14 protein-coding genes are annotated in these 15,352 nt (G+C 67.3%); 3 read left to right on the top strand and 11 right to left on the bottom strand.

All coding sequences use genetic code 11. From position 1 onward, the window contains the following. Positions 1–29 precede the first annotated feature (29 nt). Positions 30–482, bottom strand: coding sequence for a nuclear transport factor 2 family protein (locus QH168_RS19990; RefSeq protein WP_280236270.1), 453 nt, complete (start codon positions 480–482; stop codon positions 30–32). A gap of 181 nt (positions 483–663) precedes the next feature. Here QH168_RS19990 and QH168_RS19985 point away from each other — a divergent pair, with 181 nt between their 5' ends. Then, positions 664–1,110, top strand: coding sequence for a DUF3592 domain-containing protein (locus tag QH168_RS19985; RefSeq protein ID WP_280236415.1), 447 nt, complete (start codon positions 664–666; stop codon positions 1,108–1,110). Positions 1,111–1,126: 16 nt separating this feature from the next. On the opposite strand, the gene QH168_RS19980 is transcribed toward QH168_RS19985, so the two are convergent. The 6 genes from QH168_RS19980 to clpB form a co-directional block, all read right to left on the bottom strand. Beyond that, positions 1,127–1,819, bottom strand: coding sequence for a lysoplasmalogenase (locus QH168_RS19980; RefSeq protein WP_280236269.1), 693 nt, complete (start codon positions 1,817–1,819; stop codon positions 1,127–1,129). A 4-nt stretch (positions 1,820–1,823) separates the two neighbouring features. After that, entirely contained in the window at positions 1,824–2,882 is a 1,059-nt protein-coding gene (locus QH168_RS19975; RefSeq protein WP_280236268.1) for a beta-ketoacyl-ACP synthase 3, read from the bottom strand. 63 nt (positions 2,883–2,945) lie between these two features. Beyond that, positions 2,946–3,494, bottom strand: coding sequence for an orotate phosphoribosyltransferase (gene pyrE / locus QH168_RS19970; RefSeq protein ID WP_280236267.1), 549 nt, complete (start codon positions 3,492–3,494; stop codon positions 2,946–2,948). Between the two features lie 116 nt (positions 3,495–3,610). Beyond that, the gene (locus tag QH168_RS19965; protein WP_280236266.1) at positions 3,611–4,765 is read right to left on the bottom strand and encodes a hypothetical protein; all 1,155 of its coding nucleotides are present in this window, start codon (positions 4,763–4,765) and stop codon (positions 3,611–3,613) included. Between the two features lie 85 nt (positions 4,766–4,850). Next, on the bottom strand, positions 4,851–5,645 hold the full coding sequence (locus tag QH168_RS19960; protein WP_280236265.1) for a DUF5666 domain-containing protein: 795 nt from the start codon (positions 5,643–5,645) through the stop codon (positions 4,851–4,853). A gap of 72 nt (positions 5,646–5,717) precedes the next feature. Continuing rightward, positions 5,718–8,273 (bottom strand): ATP-dependent chaperone ClpB, encoded by a 2,556-nt coding sequence (gene clpB / locus QH168_RS19955; RefSeq protein WP_280236264.1) that lies wholly within the window; start codon positions 8,271–8,273, stop codon positions 5,718–5,720. 341 nt (positions 8,274–8,614) lie between these two features. Between clpB and QH168_RS19950 the strand changes: the two genes are divergently transcribed. Together QH168_RS19950 and QH168_RS19945 are read left to right on the top strand one after the other, a co-directional pair. Beyond that, positions 8,615–9,772 carry an FAD-binding oxidoreductase gene (locus tag QH168_RS19950; RefSeq protein ID WP_280236263.1) on the top strand — a complete coding sequence of 386 codons (1,158 nt, stop codon included), beginning with the start codon at positions 8,615–8,617 and terminating at the stop codon, positions 9,770–9,772. A 92-nt stretch (positions 9,773–9,864) separates the two neighbouring features. Next, a complete protein-coding gene (locus QH168_RS19945) occupies positions 9,865–10,650 on the top strand; it encodes an FAD-binding oxidoreductase (protein ID WP_280236262.1) in 786 nt (261 codons plus the stop codon). 97 nt (positions 10,651–10,747) lie between these two features. Here the strand turns inward: QH168_RS19945 and QH168_RS19940 are convergent, their stop codons facing one another. From QH168_RS19940 to dnaK, 4 genes are read right to left on the bottom strand one after another with little or no spacing between them, the layout of a single operon-like run. Further along, positions 10,748–11,149 carry a heat shock protein transcriptional repressor HspR gene (locus QH168_RS19940; protein WP_280236261.1) on the bottom strand — a complete coding sequence of 134 codons (402 nt, stop codon included), beginning with the start codon at positions 11,147–11,149 and terminating at the stop codon, positions 10,748–10,750. Further along, positions 11,149–12,309 carry a molecular chaperone DnaJ gene (gene dnaJ / locus QH168_RS19935; protein WP_280236260.1) on the bottom strand — a complete coding sequence of 387 codons (1,161 nt, stop codon included), beginning with the start codon at positions 12,307–12,309 and terminating at the stop codon, positions 11,149–11,151. Before dnaJ ends, QH168_RS19940 begins: the two co-directional genes overlap by 1 nt. A 45-nt stretch (positions 12,310–12,354) precedes the next feature. Beyond that, positions 12,355–13,035 (bottom strand): nucleotide exchange factor GrpE, encoded by a 681-nt coding sequence (gene grpE / locus QH168_RS19930; protein ID WP_280236259.1) that lies wholly within the window; start codon positions 13,033–13,035, stop codon positions 12,355–12,357. Then, entirely contained in the window at positions 13,032–14,879 is a 1,848-nt protein-coding gene (gene dnaK, locus QH168_RS19925; RefSeq protein ID WP_280236258.1) for a molecular chaperone DnaK, read from the bottom strand. The genes grpE and dnaK overlap by 4 nt, the downstream gene beginning before the upstream one ends. Positions 14,880–15,352: the final 473 nt, after the last annotated feature.

Raw genomic sequence — 15,352 nt, 5'->3', positions numbered from 1 at the left:
CACCCGATCTCTGATCGTCGTACCGAAAGCTATGAACTGCGGGCGGATTCGGTTGAGAGGGGCGTCGTCGCATCGGCGATGGCCCGGGTATCCCAGTAGAACGGCCGGATCTCCGCGATGCGGGAGTCCTCGATACGCAGGGTTTGCAGGATGGGGAAGTCCAGTTCGTGGCCGGTGGCGCGGGCTCGGGCGTGGATGTGGGTGTGGACTACGGCGGTGGTGCCGGTGGCGAGGAAGTGCTGGTCGAGTAGGTCGAAGACTTCCCAGACGGCGCTCATGGCGGTGAAGAAGCGTTCCAGGCCGAGGTGGCCGCGCCAGATGCCGCCGTAGGGGAGGGCGTCGGCCTGGTAGAGGACGACGTCGGGGCTGAAGTAGGGGGCGAGGGTGGTGAAGGAGGCTCGACCGGGTCCTCCGGCGGCCAGGTAGCGGGATTCGGCGGCGTACATGCCGGTGAGGACGTCGAGCGTGGTCTGATCGGACATGAGAACAGCATTTCGCCCGGAATCGAGCTGTGCTGGCGGCAATCGGCCACCGCGTTCGCACTGCCTGCCGAGCAGCAGACGCCGGCATCCGTCGGCGGCGGGCGGTACCGCACTCGGCTGGCCGGAGAGCGGCGTCGAGACCTGTTCACCAGGCATATCCTGGACCTACGGGGTGATGACAATGGACCACGTGCGCGTACTGCGGGTGGTACTCGGGGTGACGGCCGGGTACCTGATCCTGCTTGCGCTGTGGCTGGGGTGGGTGGTGGACCATACACCGGACGGGACGGTGCCGTATCAGATCATGGCGCTGGTCGGGCTGTTCGGATCGTGTCTCGGGATCGGGCTGATGTGGGCGGGGCGGCCGTCGAAGGCGGATCGGCGGTTGGCGCGGCACGGGATCGAGGGGTGGGCGCGGGTGGAGCATGTGCGGCCGCTGGCGTGGACGGATCATCACAGCGAGCTGACCGAGCTGGATCTGGAGTTCACCGTGCCTGGGTCCGAAAGTTACCGGGGGACGGTGGTTTACGACGTGACACCCGCAGACAAGGAACGCTTGGCGATCGGGGAGACGATTTCGATCCGCGTTGATCCGGAGAACCGCGACCGGGTCATGTTCTGCCTGTGAACCGGCACCGCTGGGCTCAGCCGCGGTCCACGTGCGCCTTCGGGTCGGCGAGCAAGTACTGCGCCGCACCATAAGTCGCCAGAATGACACCCTCGGTCACCCGACGCGACCGCTCGCTGCGCGCGAACAACCGCCGCAGCACGATCAATCCATCGGACACCGTGAACAGCAGCGCACCCAGACCGAGCCTGCTGCGCGGATCATTGTTCGGGATATTCAGCCCCGCAATGTTTTCCGCACCAGGCGCGAGCCCAGGATCGGATGCCAGCACCGCCGCGGTACCCAGCGTCGCACCGTAGGCCGTCAACGGAGCCGCGATGGCGGGCGCCTCGGCACGCATCAACGCACCGGCACCCAGCCACGCCAGCACCCGGGGCACCGCGATCGCGGGCTGCGGCCGCGCACCATGACGCCACCACAGCGTCGCGTACCCGGCCTGCATCACCGCGAACGACGACGCACCCGCGATCAGCCTGCGATCGTCATCCGGGTCGATGAGCAGCACGTCACCGACGGTGGCGGCACCGAGCGCGCCGAGCAGTACGGTCCGGTCGGTCGGATCGAGGTCGGCTTCGGTACGTGCGACATCGGCCGCGAGCAGCGGCATCATCAACGGTTTGGCAACCCACTGGAGCTTCTCGCGTCCGGTGAGCGCACCGAACACAGTGACCGCGGTGGCGGCGAGATACCCGGCGCGAAAGGGCCGCATGAGGTCAGAAGCTCGGTTCGGCGGGCTTGGGCGGCAGGGTGACGACCTGACCGGCGTAGCTGAGCCCGGCGCCGAACCCGAGCAGCAGCGCCAACTGGCCGCCCTTGGCCTTGCCGGTGACCAGCATTTCCTCCATGGCCAGCGGAATCGAGGCGGCCGAGGTGTTGCCGGTGTTCTCGATATCGTTGGCCATCGGGATGTCCTCGGCCAGGCCGAGGTTCTTCTTCATCAGCTCGTTGATGCGGGCGTTGGCCTGATGCGGCACGAACACCTCGATGTCTTCCTTGGCGACGCCGGAAGAGTTCAGCGCCTCCGACAGCGCCCGCGGCAAGGTCACCGCGGCCCAGCGGAAGACCTTGGGCCCCTCCATCCGCAGCGCCATCCGCTTCAGCGGTTCGCCGTCGTAGCCCTCCTGCTGGAGCGCGTCGGCCCGGTTCATGTATTCGAGGAAGTCGACATCCTGGGCGATGGCCTCGGCGTTCTCGCCGTCGCTACCCCACACCGTCGGGGAGATGCCGTTCTCCTCGCTCGGGCCGACGACGACGGCGCCCGCACCGTCACCGAAGATCATGGCGGTACCGCGGTCGGTGGGGTCGAGGCCGACGGTCATCGTCTCGGCGCCGATCACCAGCACGTATTCGGCCGAACCGGAGCGGATCAGATCGGCGGCGACACCGAGGCCGTAGCCGAAGCCGCCGCAGCCGGAGGTCAGGTCGAAGGCGGGGATGCCATTGATACCGAGATCGGCGGCGATGGTCGGCGCACCGTGCGGGGTGAGCTTGAGCCAACTGGAGGTACACAGGATGAGCGCGCCGATCTTGGACCGGTCGATACCGGTGTTGTTCAGCGCGCGGTCACCGGCGGCCGCGGCGATGGAACGCAGCGTCTCGTCACCGCTGATCCAGCGACGGTTGCGGATGCCGGTGCGCTCGTAGATCCACTGGTCGGTCGAGTCGAGAACCTCGCACACCTCGTCATTGCTGACCACGCGCTGCGGCCGGTAAGCACCGATACCGAGCATCGCGACATTGTCGCGACCCTTCTTGACTGCAATGCTCACCACGGCGACTCACACGACCCTTCGACTACCGAATTAATCAGCACCAGGCTAGCCGAGGGCAACTACTCAGCCCAGAGCCAGATCCTTCAGTCCGAGAATCGAACGGTACTCCAAGCCCTCGGCGGCGATGACCTGATCGGCGCCGGTCTCCCGGTCGACCACGGTCGCCACACCGACGACGGTCGCACCGGCTTCACGCAGGGCGCGAACGGCGGTCAGCGGTGAGTTGCCCGTGGTAGTGGTGTCCTCGACCACCAGCACCCGCTTGCCGACGATATCGGGGCCTTCGATCTGGCGCTGCATACCGTGGGTCTTGGCGGCCTTGCGCACCACGAACGCGTCGATCGGACGGCCGGGTGCGTGCATGACGGCCAGCGCCACCGGATCGGCGCCCATGGTGAGCCCGCCGACGGCGTCGAAATCCCAGTCGGCAACCAGTTCGCGAAGCAGTTTGCCGATCAGCGGCCCGGCCTCGTGGTGCAGCGTCGCGCGGCGCAGGTCGACGTAGTAGTCGGCCTCTTTACCCGAGGACAGCGTCACCTTGCCGTGCACGACGGCGAGTCGGCGCACCAGCGCCGCCAGACTGTCCCGGTCGGTTGTTGCCTGGTCGATCATGTGAGTCCTTCCGCGTGTGTTCAACGAGTCGCGTCACAGCGGTTTCGGCGAAGTCCGCCCGCCGGCATCTGCGGGTCAAGGGTACGGCGTGCGCTGTGGACGCCGAGCAGGCCGGGTTACTTCGGGACCGGACCCTGGTATGGACGGAATCCGGGGTGGAACGGGCCGCCGGGTAGCTGCGGTAGGTCGTCGTCGGCGGCGGGTGCGCGGTAGTCGGCCGGACGGCTGGTGCGGTCGGCGGATTCGACGCGATCGGCGCCGGACCTGCGGTCTTCGCGGGCGGCCGGACGAGAGTCGGGGACGACGGCCAGGCTCGGGCGACGAGACGGCGTGGACTCCGGCAACGCCGGGTCGGCGCGGTCGGCGGTGTCGTCGGGGAGGTCGTCCGCGGCAGGCCTTGCGCCGATCACTCCGGACCGATCGTGGTCCGGTTCGTCGTACTCGGAGTCGTCGTAATCGTTGTCGTCGAAGTCGCCGTCGTCGTAGCCGGAATCGTCGTAATCGGGGTCGGCGTCGTCGTATTCGGCCTCGTCGAGCTCGGGCTCCTCCTTGCGCAACCGCGGCGACGGCGCCGGACGTTCGACGGGCTCGTCGACCTCGGCGGCCCGGCTGCGCGCCCGACCGCGGTCGCGGCCGCCCTCGTTGTCGAGCCCGCGGGGTTCGGCGACCGGCGGCAGCACATGCAACAGACCGGACAACCGCAGCACCGCGTCGATCGCGGTCTCCCATTCCTTGGCGGGAGTGCCGACCGACAGCATGCCGAGGGTCCAGTTGCCCTCGCTCCAGAGCATCTGCACCGTCTCGGGCAGCGTCTCGATGAAGGCGACCATCCGCTGGTCGACAGCGTGCCTGGCGATCTCGGGATTGGTCGCGAAGACCACGCGGTCGCCGATGGCGCCGAGCAGTTCCAGATCGTGGTCCTTGGGCGGGGCCGCGGTCTTCAACCGCATATCGACGTCGATATCGGAGCCGATCTGCCTGCGCACGGCGACCAGGGTCGCGGAGTCCTCGAGATCGAAGAGCACGAACTTCTCGCCCTTGCGGATACCCGAGACCACATCCACCGCCGACAGATAGCCCAACTTGGCCAGCGCACCGCGCCGCCACGTCGAGGGCAGTGCCGGTTCCACCGACACATACGTATAGCCCTGGGCCTTGGCCCAGACCTGGCGTGCGTGACCGGTCCGCTGCCGCTGGAGCCGATCGAAATACAGCAGTACGACCGCACCCACGAGTGCGATCGCCGCCAACCCGAACCACATAGCCGTCATCGTCGTCCAGCCTATCGAGCCGACCGGGTGTTTGCCCGGCACCACCCGCGCGCGCCGCAGCGTTTGTGGTGGATCACGAAATCTGTCATCGCCCGCCGCCCGGAAGCGCCGTGCTGATGATGATCTTGGCGTGGATGGTGCCGTCGGGCGCTTTATCGCCCTGGACCACCACGAGTTCACCGGTGGGCAGATCCGCGGCGGTCCCACCCGACATCGAGATCACCTGGGTATCGGCGTCGGTGGTGACCGTGACGCTCGAACCGCCGATCGAGCTGACGGTGAGGGTGCCGCCGTCGTTGGCGGTGATGGTGCCCATGGTCGCGCCGATACCGTCGATGCCCTCGATACCGGGCAGGCTGGGGATGACCAGCGGTGGTGTGCTCGGTCCCGGCGTCGCGTTCGGGGTACGGCCCGCGGTGGGCGCGGCGGAGGTCGCGGTATCGCTGGCCGTCGGTGTCGAATCGCCGCCGAACAGCAGACCGGCGACCGCGCCAGCCACCGCGATCAACAGCACAACGGCGAGGCCGAGCCCGATCCACAGACCGGTATTGCGCTTCGGCGGACGCGGCGGCTCGCCCGAGGGCGGCATCGCACCGTAGCCACCCATCGCTGCCGGATCGGGCGTCGGCTGGGTGGGCGGCTGCCACTGCTGCCCTTCGTAACCACCCCATTGACTCTCGTAGGTGGGCATTTCGCGGGTCGGGTTCGACGGTGGTTTCCACGACTCGTACTGATCGGAACCCGGATACGCCGTCGGCCCGTAGGCCTCGGTGTATTCGGTGGTGTGCAGCGGCTCGGTCCCGGATGCCCCCGGCGGACCGAGGTGTTCGGTCGGCGAATCGTCCGGCCGTTGCCCCCACGGATCGTTCGGGTTGGTCATGCACCCAAGCGTACGAGGGACGGGCGCCGCAAGCATTCGTGTCGGAATACTCGCGACGCCCGTCCGTGCCGATCAGCTGCCGACGATCAGGGCGTCGCCGTCGGGGCTGAGGTTGACCTTCACCGTGTCACCGTCGCTGACCTCACCGGCCAGCAGTTCCTTGGCGAGGGTGTCGCCGATGGACTGCTGGATCAGCCTGCGCAGCGGACGCGCACCGTAGACCGGGTCGTAGCCGCGTACGGCCAGCCAGAACCGCGCCGAATCGCTGACGTCCAGCTTCAGCCTGCGCTGCGAGAGCCGCTTCTGGAGCTGATCGAGCTGGATGTCGACGATGGATTCCAGCTGTTCCTCGTCGAGCGGGTGGAACATCACCACATCGTCGAGTCGGTTGAGGAACTCCGGTTTGAACGCCGAGCGCACCGCGTTCATCACGAAATCCTTGTCCCCACCGGCACCGAGGTTGGAGGTGAGGATGAGGATCGTGTTGCGGAAATCGACGGTGCGGCCCTGACCATCGGTCAGCCGTCCCTCGTCGAGCACGGCGAGCAGGATGTCGAACACATCGGGATGCGCCTTCTCGATCTCATCGAACAGCACCACCGTGTAGGGCCTGCGCCGCACCGCCTCGGTGAGCTGACCGCCCTGGTCGTAGCCGACGTATCCGGGCGGTGCGCCGACCAGCCGTGCGACGGCGTGCTTTTCGCTGTATTCGCTCATATCGATGCGGACCATGGCGCGTTCGTCGTCGAACAGGAAGTCGGCCAGCGCCTTGGCCAGCTCGGTCTTGCCGACGCCGGTGGGACCGACGAACAGGAACGAGCCGGTGGGCCGGTTCGGATCGGCCACGCCCGCGCGGGCCCGGCGTACCGCGTCCGACACCGCCTGCACGGCCTCGGTCTGCCCCACCACGCGACGGCCGAGTTCGGACTCCATGCGCAGCAGCTTCTGGGTCTCACCCTCGAGCATGCGGCCCACCGGAATGCCGGTCCACGCCGAGACCACCTCGGCGATATCGTCGGGCCCGACCTCCTCCTTCAACATCACCTCGCCGTCACCGGCGGTCGCCGAGGCCTTCTCGGCCTCGGCGAGCTGCTTCTCCAGCGCGGGGATCTTGCCGTAACGCAGCTCGGCCGCCTTGCCCAGATCACCATCGCGCTCGGCCCGATCGGACGCGCCGCGCAACGATTCCAGTTCCTCCTTGAGCACCCGGACCTGGTCGATGGCGTTCTTCTCGTTCTGCCAGCGGGTAGTGAGCTGGTTGAGCTTTTCCCGGTCGTCGGCGAGTTCGGAGCGCAGTTTCTCCAGCCGCTGCTTGGACGCCTCATCGGTCTCCTTGGCGAGGGCGACCTCTTCGATCTCGAGCCGCCGCACCGCGCGTTCGACCTCGTCGATCTCCACCGGACGGGAGTCGATCTCCATCCGCAGCCGCGAGGCCGATTCGTCGACCAGGTCGATCGCCTTGTCCGGCAGGAACCGGGAGGTGATGTAGCGATCGGACAGGGTCGCCGCGGCGACCAGCGCCGAATCGGTGATGCGCACACCGTGGTGCACCTCGTAGCGCTCTTTGATGCCGCGCAGGATGCCGACGGTGTCCTCCACCGACGGCTCACCGACCAGCACCTGCTGGAAGCGTCGCTCGAGCGCCGCGTCCTTCTCGATGTGCTGACGGTATTCCTCCAGTGTGGTGGCGCCGACCAGGCGCAGTTCACCACGGGCGAGCATGGGCTTGATCATGTTGCCCGCGTCCATCGCCGATTCACCGGTGGCGCCGGCGCCGACAATGGTGTGCAGCTCATCGATGAAGGTGATGATCTGCCCGGCGCTGTTCTTGATGTCTTCGAGCACGGCCTTGAGCCGCTCCTCGAACTCACCGCGATACTTCGCACCGGCGACCATGGCGCCGAGGTCGAGTGAGACCACGGACTTACCGCGCAGCGATTCGGGGACGTCACCGGCGACGATGCGCTGGGCCAGCCCCTCGACGATCGCGGTCTTACCGACGCCGGGCTCACCGATGAGCACCGGGTTGTTCTTGGTGCGCCGCGACAGCACCTGGACCACCCGCCGGATCTCGGTATCGCGCCCGATCACCGGGTCGAGTTTGCCGGAGCGGGCGGCGTCGGTGAGGTCGGTGGAGTACTTCTCCAGCGCCTGGTAGCTACCTTCCGGATCGGGGCTGGTGACCCTGGCGCTGCCGCGCACGGTGGTGAACGCCTCGCGCAACGCGTCGGCGGTGGCGCCGTACTTGGTGAGCAGCATGGTGACGTCGGTATCGCCCTCGGCCAGACCGGCCATGACGTGCTCGGTGGATACGTATTCATCACCCATCTCGGTGGCCAGCCGCTGGGCGGCGGTGATCGCGGCCAGCGCTTCGCGGCCGAGCTGGGGTGTGGTGGTCGCGCCGGTCGCGCGCGGCAACCGGTCGACGATGTCCTGCGCTTCGCGTCGTACGGCCGCCGGATCCGTGCCGACGGCCTTCAGCAAAGGGGCGGCGATGCCATCGGTTTGATCCAGCAACGCCACCAGCAAGTGCGCCGGACGGATCTCCGGATTGCCCGCGGCCGAGGCCGCTTGCAGGGCAGCGGTCAGCGCTGCCTGGGTCTTGGTGGTGGGATTGAACGAGTCCACAAAGCACCTTCCTACTGGTCGATATCTCCCCGGTGCCGAATGCGCGCGGCGGCTGCCGCCGCTGTCGGCTCGGTGTCCTATCGTTCAACGCTCGAAAGGTTGAGTCTGTTCCGCTCAACTTTGGAATTTTTCACAACTCGCGCGGGCCGGACCCGATGCGAACGCTACGCCGCCATCGTGACCGGCAGAACGATGTTGCGCATCCAACATGTGATAAATGCCGGTAGCCTGCCCTTACCCACATGACCACGGCGTTTTCAGGGATACTTGGCCTCGACGCCAGGACCGCCGGATTCGGGTAGGTCCGTTGGCAGCTATTCGAGGGAAAGGAAGCCCACGCCGTGGATGCGCGTTCGGCTGCGCTGGTCCGCGCCAACTTCCGTACGGTGATCGACTCACCGCACGGACCCGAGCGGTTGATCAGTGCGTTTTATGGTCATCTGTTCGCCGAGAATCCTCGGCTGCGGGAACTGTTCCCACCTGCGATGGATATGCAGCCGAAACGCCTGGTCACGGCCATCCAATACATGCTCGATCACCTCGAGGACTGGGATCGGGCGCAGAAGTTCCTCGAACAGCTGGCCCGCGATCACCGCAAATACGGGGTCGAGGCCTCCCATTACGACCTCGCCGGGCGCGCGCTGTTCGCCGCGGCGCACATCTACAACGGTCCGGCCTGGACCGCCGAACTGGCCGACGGCTGGCGTGATGTCACCCTGTTGATCGCCGCCGCCATGGCCATCGGCGCCAACTCCGACGATTCACCGCCCTACTGGGAGGCCACCGTCGTCGGACACCGGCACGTACTCGAAGACCTGGCCATCGTGCGGCTGCAATCCGACAGTCCGATCCCCTATCAGGCCGGACAGTATGTGCCGGTCGCGGTGCCGCAGCGGCCCAAGATGTGGCGCTATCTGTCCCCGGCCATCCCGGCCAATCCGTACGGCGAGATCGAATTCCATGTCCGCAAGGTCCGCGGCGGCTGGGTGAGCCCGGCCATCGTCAACGACACCACCGTCGGCGACCGCTGGCTCATCGGTGGACCGCTCGGCGGTCTGCACGTGGACCCCGACAGTGGCCGCGATGTGCTGATGATCGGTTCGGGCACCGGCATCGCACCGCTGCGCGCCCAGCTGATCGAGATGGGGCAGCGCGGGATCAACCCGCGGGTGCACTTCTTCATCGGCGGGGTCTACCCCTGCGATCTGTACGACGTGGAGAACATGTGGCAGCTCTCGCAGAGCAATCCGTGGCTGACCATCGTGCCGGTCTGCGAGCAGAAGACCAATCCCTGGTGGTATCCGCATCCGGCGGCCGACGCGCCGTACGGCATGCACCGGCGGCTGGTCGGTAATCTCGGTGCGGTGGTCGCCAGCTTCGGCTCGTGGTCGGACCGCCAGATCCAGATCGCCGGTTCGGCGAAGATGATCGCCGACACCAGGCGCGCGCTGCTCGCGGTGGGCACACCGGAGTCGATCATCAGCTCCGATCCGGTCTGACCGCACGCCGGATCTCATTCGGCCGCAACGAATCCGGCAGTACCCGAAGCCCGTGTCGGCCGACGCCCGCACCAGAGCCCCTGAGAGTAGGTATGGACATCGATCCGAGTGCGCCGCGCAACGGCGCGGTGCCGGAAGCACCCGTGTGGAAATCGACCGTCGTCGGGCATCATCGGCTGCGCCATGATCTCGCGGTGATCCGGTTGATCGGCGAGTTCGTCCCGTTCACCGCCGGACAATCGGTGGAGGTTCGGGTGCCGCAGTTCCCCGGTCTGCGTCGCAGACTCTCCCCCGCGCTGCCGCCGTCACTGGACGGCAAGCTCGAGTTCCATGTGCGGACCGTGCCGGGCGGCTGGTGCAGCGGCGGGATCGTCGCCGATACCGCGGCGGGTGACGAATGGACCCTCGGCGCGCCCGCGGGAACGTTCGCGATCGATCCGGCGGGCGATGAGGTCGTGATGATCGCGGGCGGCACCGGCCTCGCGCCGATGCGGGCGCAGATCCTGGAGCTGGCCCGACGTGAGGTGCAGCCGCCGACCTATCTGTTCATCGGGGGAGCCTCGCCGCGCGAGCTGTACGCCGCGGACATGCTCGCCCTGCTGGCCGAGGAATTACCCTGGCTGACAGTGGTTCCGGTGGTGGAGAGCCTCGACGATCCCGACTGGTCCGACGAATGGTACGAGCGGTCCCGGGTCGATATCGGCTTCGCCGCCGATGAGTTGCTGTCCGGGACGCTGGCCGATGTGGTCGGCTCGCACGGCGCATTCGATCGTCATCAGGTGCTGGTGTGCGGATCACCGGCGATGACGCGGGCGACCGTCGAACGGCTGCTGGATACCGGCACACCGGCGGAGCGAATCCAGTTCGAGGGCGGCTGATTCCGCGGCCGCGGCGAGCTGGTCAGAAGAACGGATCGGGCCCCGGTCCGGTCCATTGCTGAACCGGGCCGGGGCCCGAGAACTCGCCGCCGAGCGACTACCGGCGATTACGCGGCTTCCACACCACGAGCGCGGTACTGCGCTGCGGCGGGGTCAGATCCGCATGGTAGTTCGCTCGGGTACGCTCCAGCTCCGCGTTCAGTTCGGCGACCCGCTGCTGCAAGGCCTCGACCTGATTGGTGAGTTCGATGATGCGTTTGATGCCCGCCAGGTTGACGCCCTCGTCCTGGGACAGCCGCTGCACTTCCCGCAGCAGCTCCACATCCCTGGCCGAATAGCGCCGCCCACCGCCCGAAGTACGTTGCGGCGTCACCAATCCGAGACGGTCATACGTGCGCAGTGTCTGCGCGTGCATGCCCGCCAGCTGGGCCGCCACCGAGATCATGAAGTACTCGGCTCGCGACGGCCCACCGGACGCCTGCTTCGGATCGCCGGACATCACGCACCTGCCCATCCCGCTCGCGGATCGAAACCGCTGGCCTTCTCCGCCTCCTGGAGCGCACGCAGCGCATCGGTGGCGTCGTTGTCCAATTTCTGCGGCACCGCGACCTTGACGGTGACCAGCAGGTCACCGGCCCCGCCGCCGCGCTTGGGCACACCGCGCCCGCGCACCCGGAGGATACGACCGTCGGCCGTGCCCGCGGGCACCTTCACCCCGACCCGGCCCTCCAGCGTCGGCACCGACACCGTGGTGCCGAGTACCAGTTCGCTGTAGCTGACCGGGAGCACAAGGGTCAGATCATCGCCGTTGCGGCCGAAGACCTTGTCCTGGCTGACGTGCACGGTGACGAACAGATCGCCCGAGGGCGCGCCACGCAGCCCGGCCTCGCCCTGGCCCGCCAGCCGGATCCGCTGCCCGTCCGCGACACCGGGAGGTATGCGGACGGTGATGGTTCGGGTCCGGTTCTGGATGCCGCTGCCGTGGCAATCGACGCACGGGTCATCGATGATCGAACCGGTACCGCGGCAATCGTCGCACGGCTCGCTGAACCCGAACGCGCCCTGGTTGCGGCTGATGACACCGGCCCCATTGCAGTGCGGGCAGACCCGAGGACTGGTCCCCGGTTTGGCTCCACTGCCGTGACAGGTGGTACACGGCGACGGGCTGGTCATCCGCAAGGGCACGGTGGCGCCCTGCGCGGCCTCACGGAAACCGAGGGTCGTCTCGGTTTCCACATCGGCGCCGCGCCGCGGGCGGCTCGCCGACCTGGTGCCGCCGCGATTGAACAATCCGCCGAAAATATCGCCGATACCGCCGTCGTTACCCGCGGCGCCCGCGCCGAAGATATCGCCGAGGTTGAACTCCTGCGAGAATCCGCCGCCCGCGCCGGGATTGAACCCGCCGCGCGGATAGCCACCGCCCGCGAACAGCTTGCGGGTCTCGTCGTACTCCTTGCGTTTGGCCGGATCCGACAGCACGGCATGCGCTTCACTGACGGTCTTGAACCGCTCCTCGGCTTTGGTGTCGCCGGGGTTGGCATCCGGATGCAGGTCACGCGCGAGTTTGCGGTAGGCCTTCTTGATCTCGTCCTGCGAGGCGCCGGAGGAGACACCCAGCTCCTTGTAGAAGTCCTTCTCGATCCACTCCCGTTGGCTCACCGGGCATCTCCTCCTTTCCGCCCTGCGTGCGGCTTGGCCGCGCTCTTATTCTTCGTTGGTGCCGGCATCAGCATCCGATGCCTCGGCGTCGCCCGATGCCGCCGCTTCGGCCTGGTCGCCGGGGGCGGCGGTGGACAGATCGCCCACGCCGTCGGTTACCCCGACCAGCGCGTGCCGAAGCACCCGATCACCGAACCGATAGCCCTTGCGCATCACGAGGCCGATCACCGGATCGTGCCCGGAGCCCTCGTGCTGCACTGCCTCGTGCAGGGTCGGATCGAAAGGCTCACCCTCCGAACCGAACTCCTCGAGACCCTGTTTGCGTAGTGCGTCGCTCAGCTTGTCGGCCACCGACTTCAGCGGACCCGATTCCAGATCCCCGTGCGCCCTGGCGCGGTCGAGATCATCGAGCACGCCGAGCAGTTCGGTGACCACGCCCGCCTTGGCCGCATCGGTGGCGGCCTTGCGGTCGCGTTCGACCCGACGCCGGTAGTTGGCGTACTCGGCGGTCAGGCGCTGGAGGTCGGCGGTGCGCTCGGCCAATTCCACCGCGGTGTCGGAGTCGGGCGCTTGCACGCCGTCGCCGTTCACCGCGTCCGGCCCGGCCGGGGCGGAGCCATTGCCCGCCCCGGCCTGCTCCCGAACCTCACCGGTCTCGGGATCGATCTTGCGCTTGTCGACGAAGCTGACCGGTTCCTCGGAGTTACCAGCGTTCGCGTGCGTCACTTCTTCTCCGTGTCCACCGGCTCGTCGACGACCTCGGCGTCGACGACCTGATCGTCGTCGGCCGTCGCGGAAGCGCCGTTACCGGAGGCGGCCGCATCGGCGGCCGACGCCTCGTAGATCGCCTGGCCGAGGGCCTGCGACTCGGTGGCCAGCTTCTCCACGGCTGCCTTGACTGCGGCGATATCGGTGCCCTTCAGGGCCTCCTTCGCCTCGCCGATCGCGGCCTCGACCTTCTCCTTCACATCGCCGGGCACCTTGTCGGTGTTGTCGGCGATGAACTTCTCGGTCTGGTGCACCAGCGATTCGGCCTGGTTACGGGTCTCGGCCTCCTCACGGCGGGCCTTGTCCTCGGCGGCGTGCGCCTCGGCGTCCTTGACCATCCGGTCGATCTCCTCCTTGGACAGGCCGGAGCCGTCCTGGATCTTGATCGTGTTCTCCTTGCCGGTGCCCTTGTCCTTGGCGGTCACGTGCACGATGCCGTTGGCGTCGATGTCGAAGGTGACCTCGATCTGCGGCACGCCGCGCGGGGCCGGCGGGATACCGGTCAGCTCGAAGGAACCGAGCAGCTTGTTGTGCGAGGCGATCTCGCGCTCACCCTGGAACACCTGGATCTGCACCGACGGCTGGTTGTCGTCGGCGGTGGTGAAGGTCTCCGAACGCTTGGTCGGGATGGTGGTGTTGCGCTCGATGAGCTTGGTCATCACGCCGCCCTTGGTCTCGATGCCCAGCGACAGCGGGGTCACATCGAGCAGCAGGACGTCCTTGACCTCACCCTTGAGCACACCGGCCTGGAGCGCGGCGCCAACGGCGACGACCTCGTCCGGGTTGACGCCCTTGTTGGGTTCCTTGCCGCCGGTCAGTTCCTTGACCAGCTCGGAGACCGCGGGCATACGGGTGGAACCACCGACGAGCACGACATGGTCGATATCGGCGACCTTGATACCGGCGTCCTTGATCACGGACTGGAACGGCGCGCGGGTGCGGTCGAGCAGGTCGGAGGTGATCTTCTGGAATTCGGCACGGGTCAGCTGCTCATCGAGGAACAGCGGGTTCTTGTCCGCGTCGACGGTGATGTAGGGCAGGTTGATCGAGGTGCTCTGGCTCGAGGACAGTTCGATCTTGGCCTTCTCCGCGGCCTCACGCAGCCGCTGCATGGCCATCTTGTCCTTGGTCAGGTCGATGCCGGAGCTGGCCTTGAACTTGTCGACCAGCCAGCCGACGACGCGCTCGTCCCAGTCGTCACCACCGAGGTGGTTGTCACCGGAGGTGGCGCGGACCTCGACGACGCCCTCGCCGATTTCCAGCAGCGAGACGTCGAAGGTGCCGCCACCGAGGTCGAAGACCAGGATGGTCTGTTCCTTGTCGCCCTTGTCCAGGCCGTAGGCCAGCGCGGCCGCGGTGGGCTCGTTGACGATGCGCAGCACATTGAGACCGGCGATCTGACCGGCTTCCTTGGTGGCCTGGCGCTGGGCGTCCTCGAAGTAGGCGGGGACGGTGATGACCGCGTCGGTGATCTCCTCACCGAGGTAGGACTCGGCGTCGCGCTTGAGCTTCATCAGCGTGCGCGCGCTGATCTCCTGCGGGGTGTACTTCTTGTCGTCGATCTCCACGGTCCAGTCGGTGCCGATATGGCGTTTCACCGAGCGGATGGTGCGGTCGACGTTGGTGACGGCCTGGTTCTTGGCGGGCTGACCCACCAGTACCTCACCGTTCTTGGCGAACGCGACTACCGAGGGCGTGGTACGCGAACCCTCCGAGTTGGCGACGACGACCGGCTCACCACCTTCGAGAACGGCGACGACCGAGTTCGTGGTCCCGAGGTCGATTCCGACCGCACGAGCCATTGTGTTTCCTCCTATGTATCGACTGCTTGTGTGATGTCGGGGCGATCAGCCCGTCACGGCGCTTTCCGCGCCATCGGACCCGGCCCCTGACACTGCACGGAGCACGGTCCCAGCAATGCTGAGCGTGGTCGGCTCAATCCTGCCTCCCGATCCCGCCGGGAGTCAAGTCAAACTTGAGTCCATCACACTCAATGTTGCTCGATCAGCTCAACCAGCGGTTCCCACGATCTATTCCCGGGAGAAGAAATCCCACCGAACCCACTCGCCCGGCCCCCACACCGCGCGTCATTCTTCCGGCATCGACCCCACCGAACCAGCACCCCGGCCATATCGTGACCCGCCCGCTACCTACCGGCCACCGGCGGCGGGGGGCCGGGGGCTAAACGGGGGGCCGCCCCCAGCCGCAACTCCTACGTGGGGCTGCCGCAAGGACATCCGGCGCCGCGCCGCGACGCCGGATGTTCGGCTCAGCG

Origin of the sequence: Nocardia cyriacigeorgica (genome assembly GCF_029868385.1) — a bacterium.
In the GTDB taxonomy this organism is placed as follows: Bacteria; Actinomycetota; Actinomycetes; order Mycobacteriales; family Mycobacteriaceae; genus Nocardia; species Nocardia cyriacigeorgica_F.
Note: the sequence above shows the minus strand (reverse complement) of the source record. Positions and strands in the feature narration are given on the sequence as shown.

Excerpts from the sequence above, each read along its gene's own strand:
- QH168_RS19990 (WP_280236270.1), bottom strand. The coding sequence starts at position 482 with ATGTCCGATCAGACCACGCTCGACGTCCTCACCGGCATGTACGCCGCC.
- QH168_RS19985 (WP_280236415.1), top strand. The coding sequence starts at position 664 with ATGGACCACGTGCGCGTACTGCGGGTGGTACTCGGGGTGACGGCCGGG.
- QH168_RS19945 (WP_280236262.1), top strand. The coding sequence starts at position 9,865 with ATGGACATCGATCCGAGTGCGCCGCGCAACGGCGCGGTGCCGGAAGCA.
- dnaK (WP_280236258.1), bottom strand. The coding sequence starts at position 14,879 with ATGGCTCGTGCGGTCGGAATCGACCTCGGGACCACGAACTCGGTCGTC.
- QH168_RS19940 (WP_280236261.1), bottom strand. The coding sequence starts at position 11,149 with ATGTCCGGCGATCCGAAGCAGGCGTCCGGTGGGCCGTCGCGAGCCGAG.
- pyrE (WP_280236267.1), bottom strand. The coding sequence starts at position 3,494 with ATGATCGACCAGGCAACAACCGACCGGGACAGTCTGGCGGCGCTGGTG.
- QH168_RS19980 (WP_280236269.1), bottom strand. The coding sequence starts at position 1,819 with ATGCGGCCCTTTCGCGCCGGGTATCTCGCCGCCACCGCGGTCACTGTG.
- QH168_RS19965 (WP_280236266.1), bottom strand. The coding sequence starts at position 4,765 with ATGACGGCTATGTGGTTCGGGTTGGCGGCGATCGCACTCGTGGGTGCG.
- QH168_RS19960 (WP_280236265.1), bottom strand. The coding sequence starts at position 5,645 with ATGACCAACCCGAACGATCCGTGGGGGCAACGGCCGGACGATTCGCCG.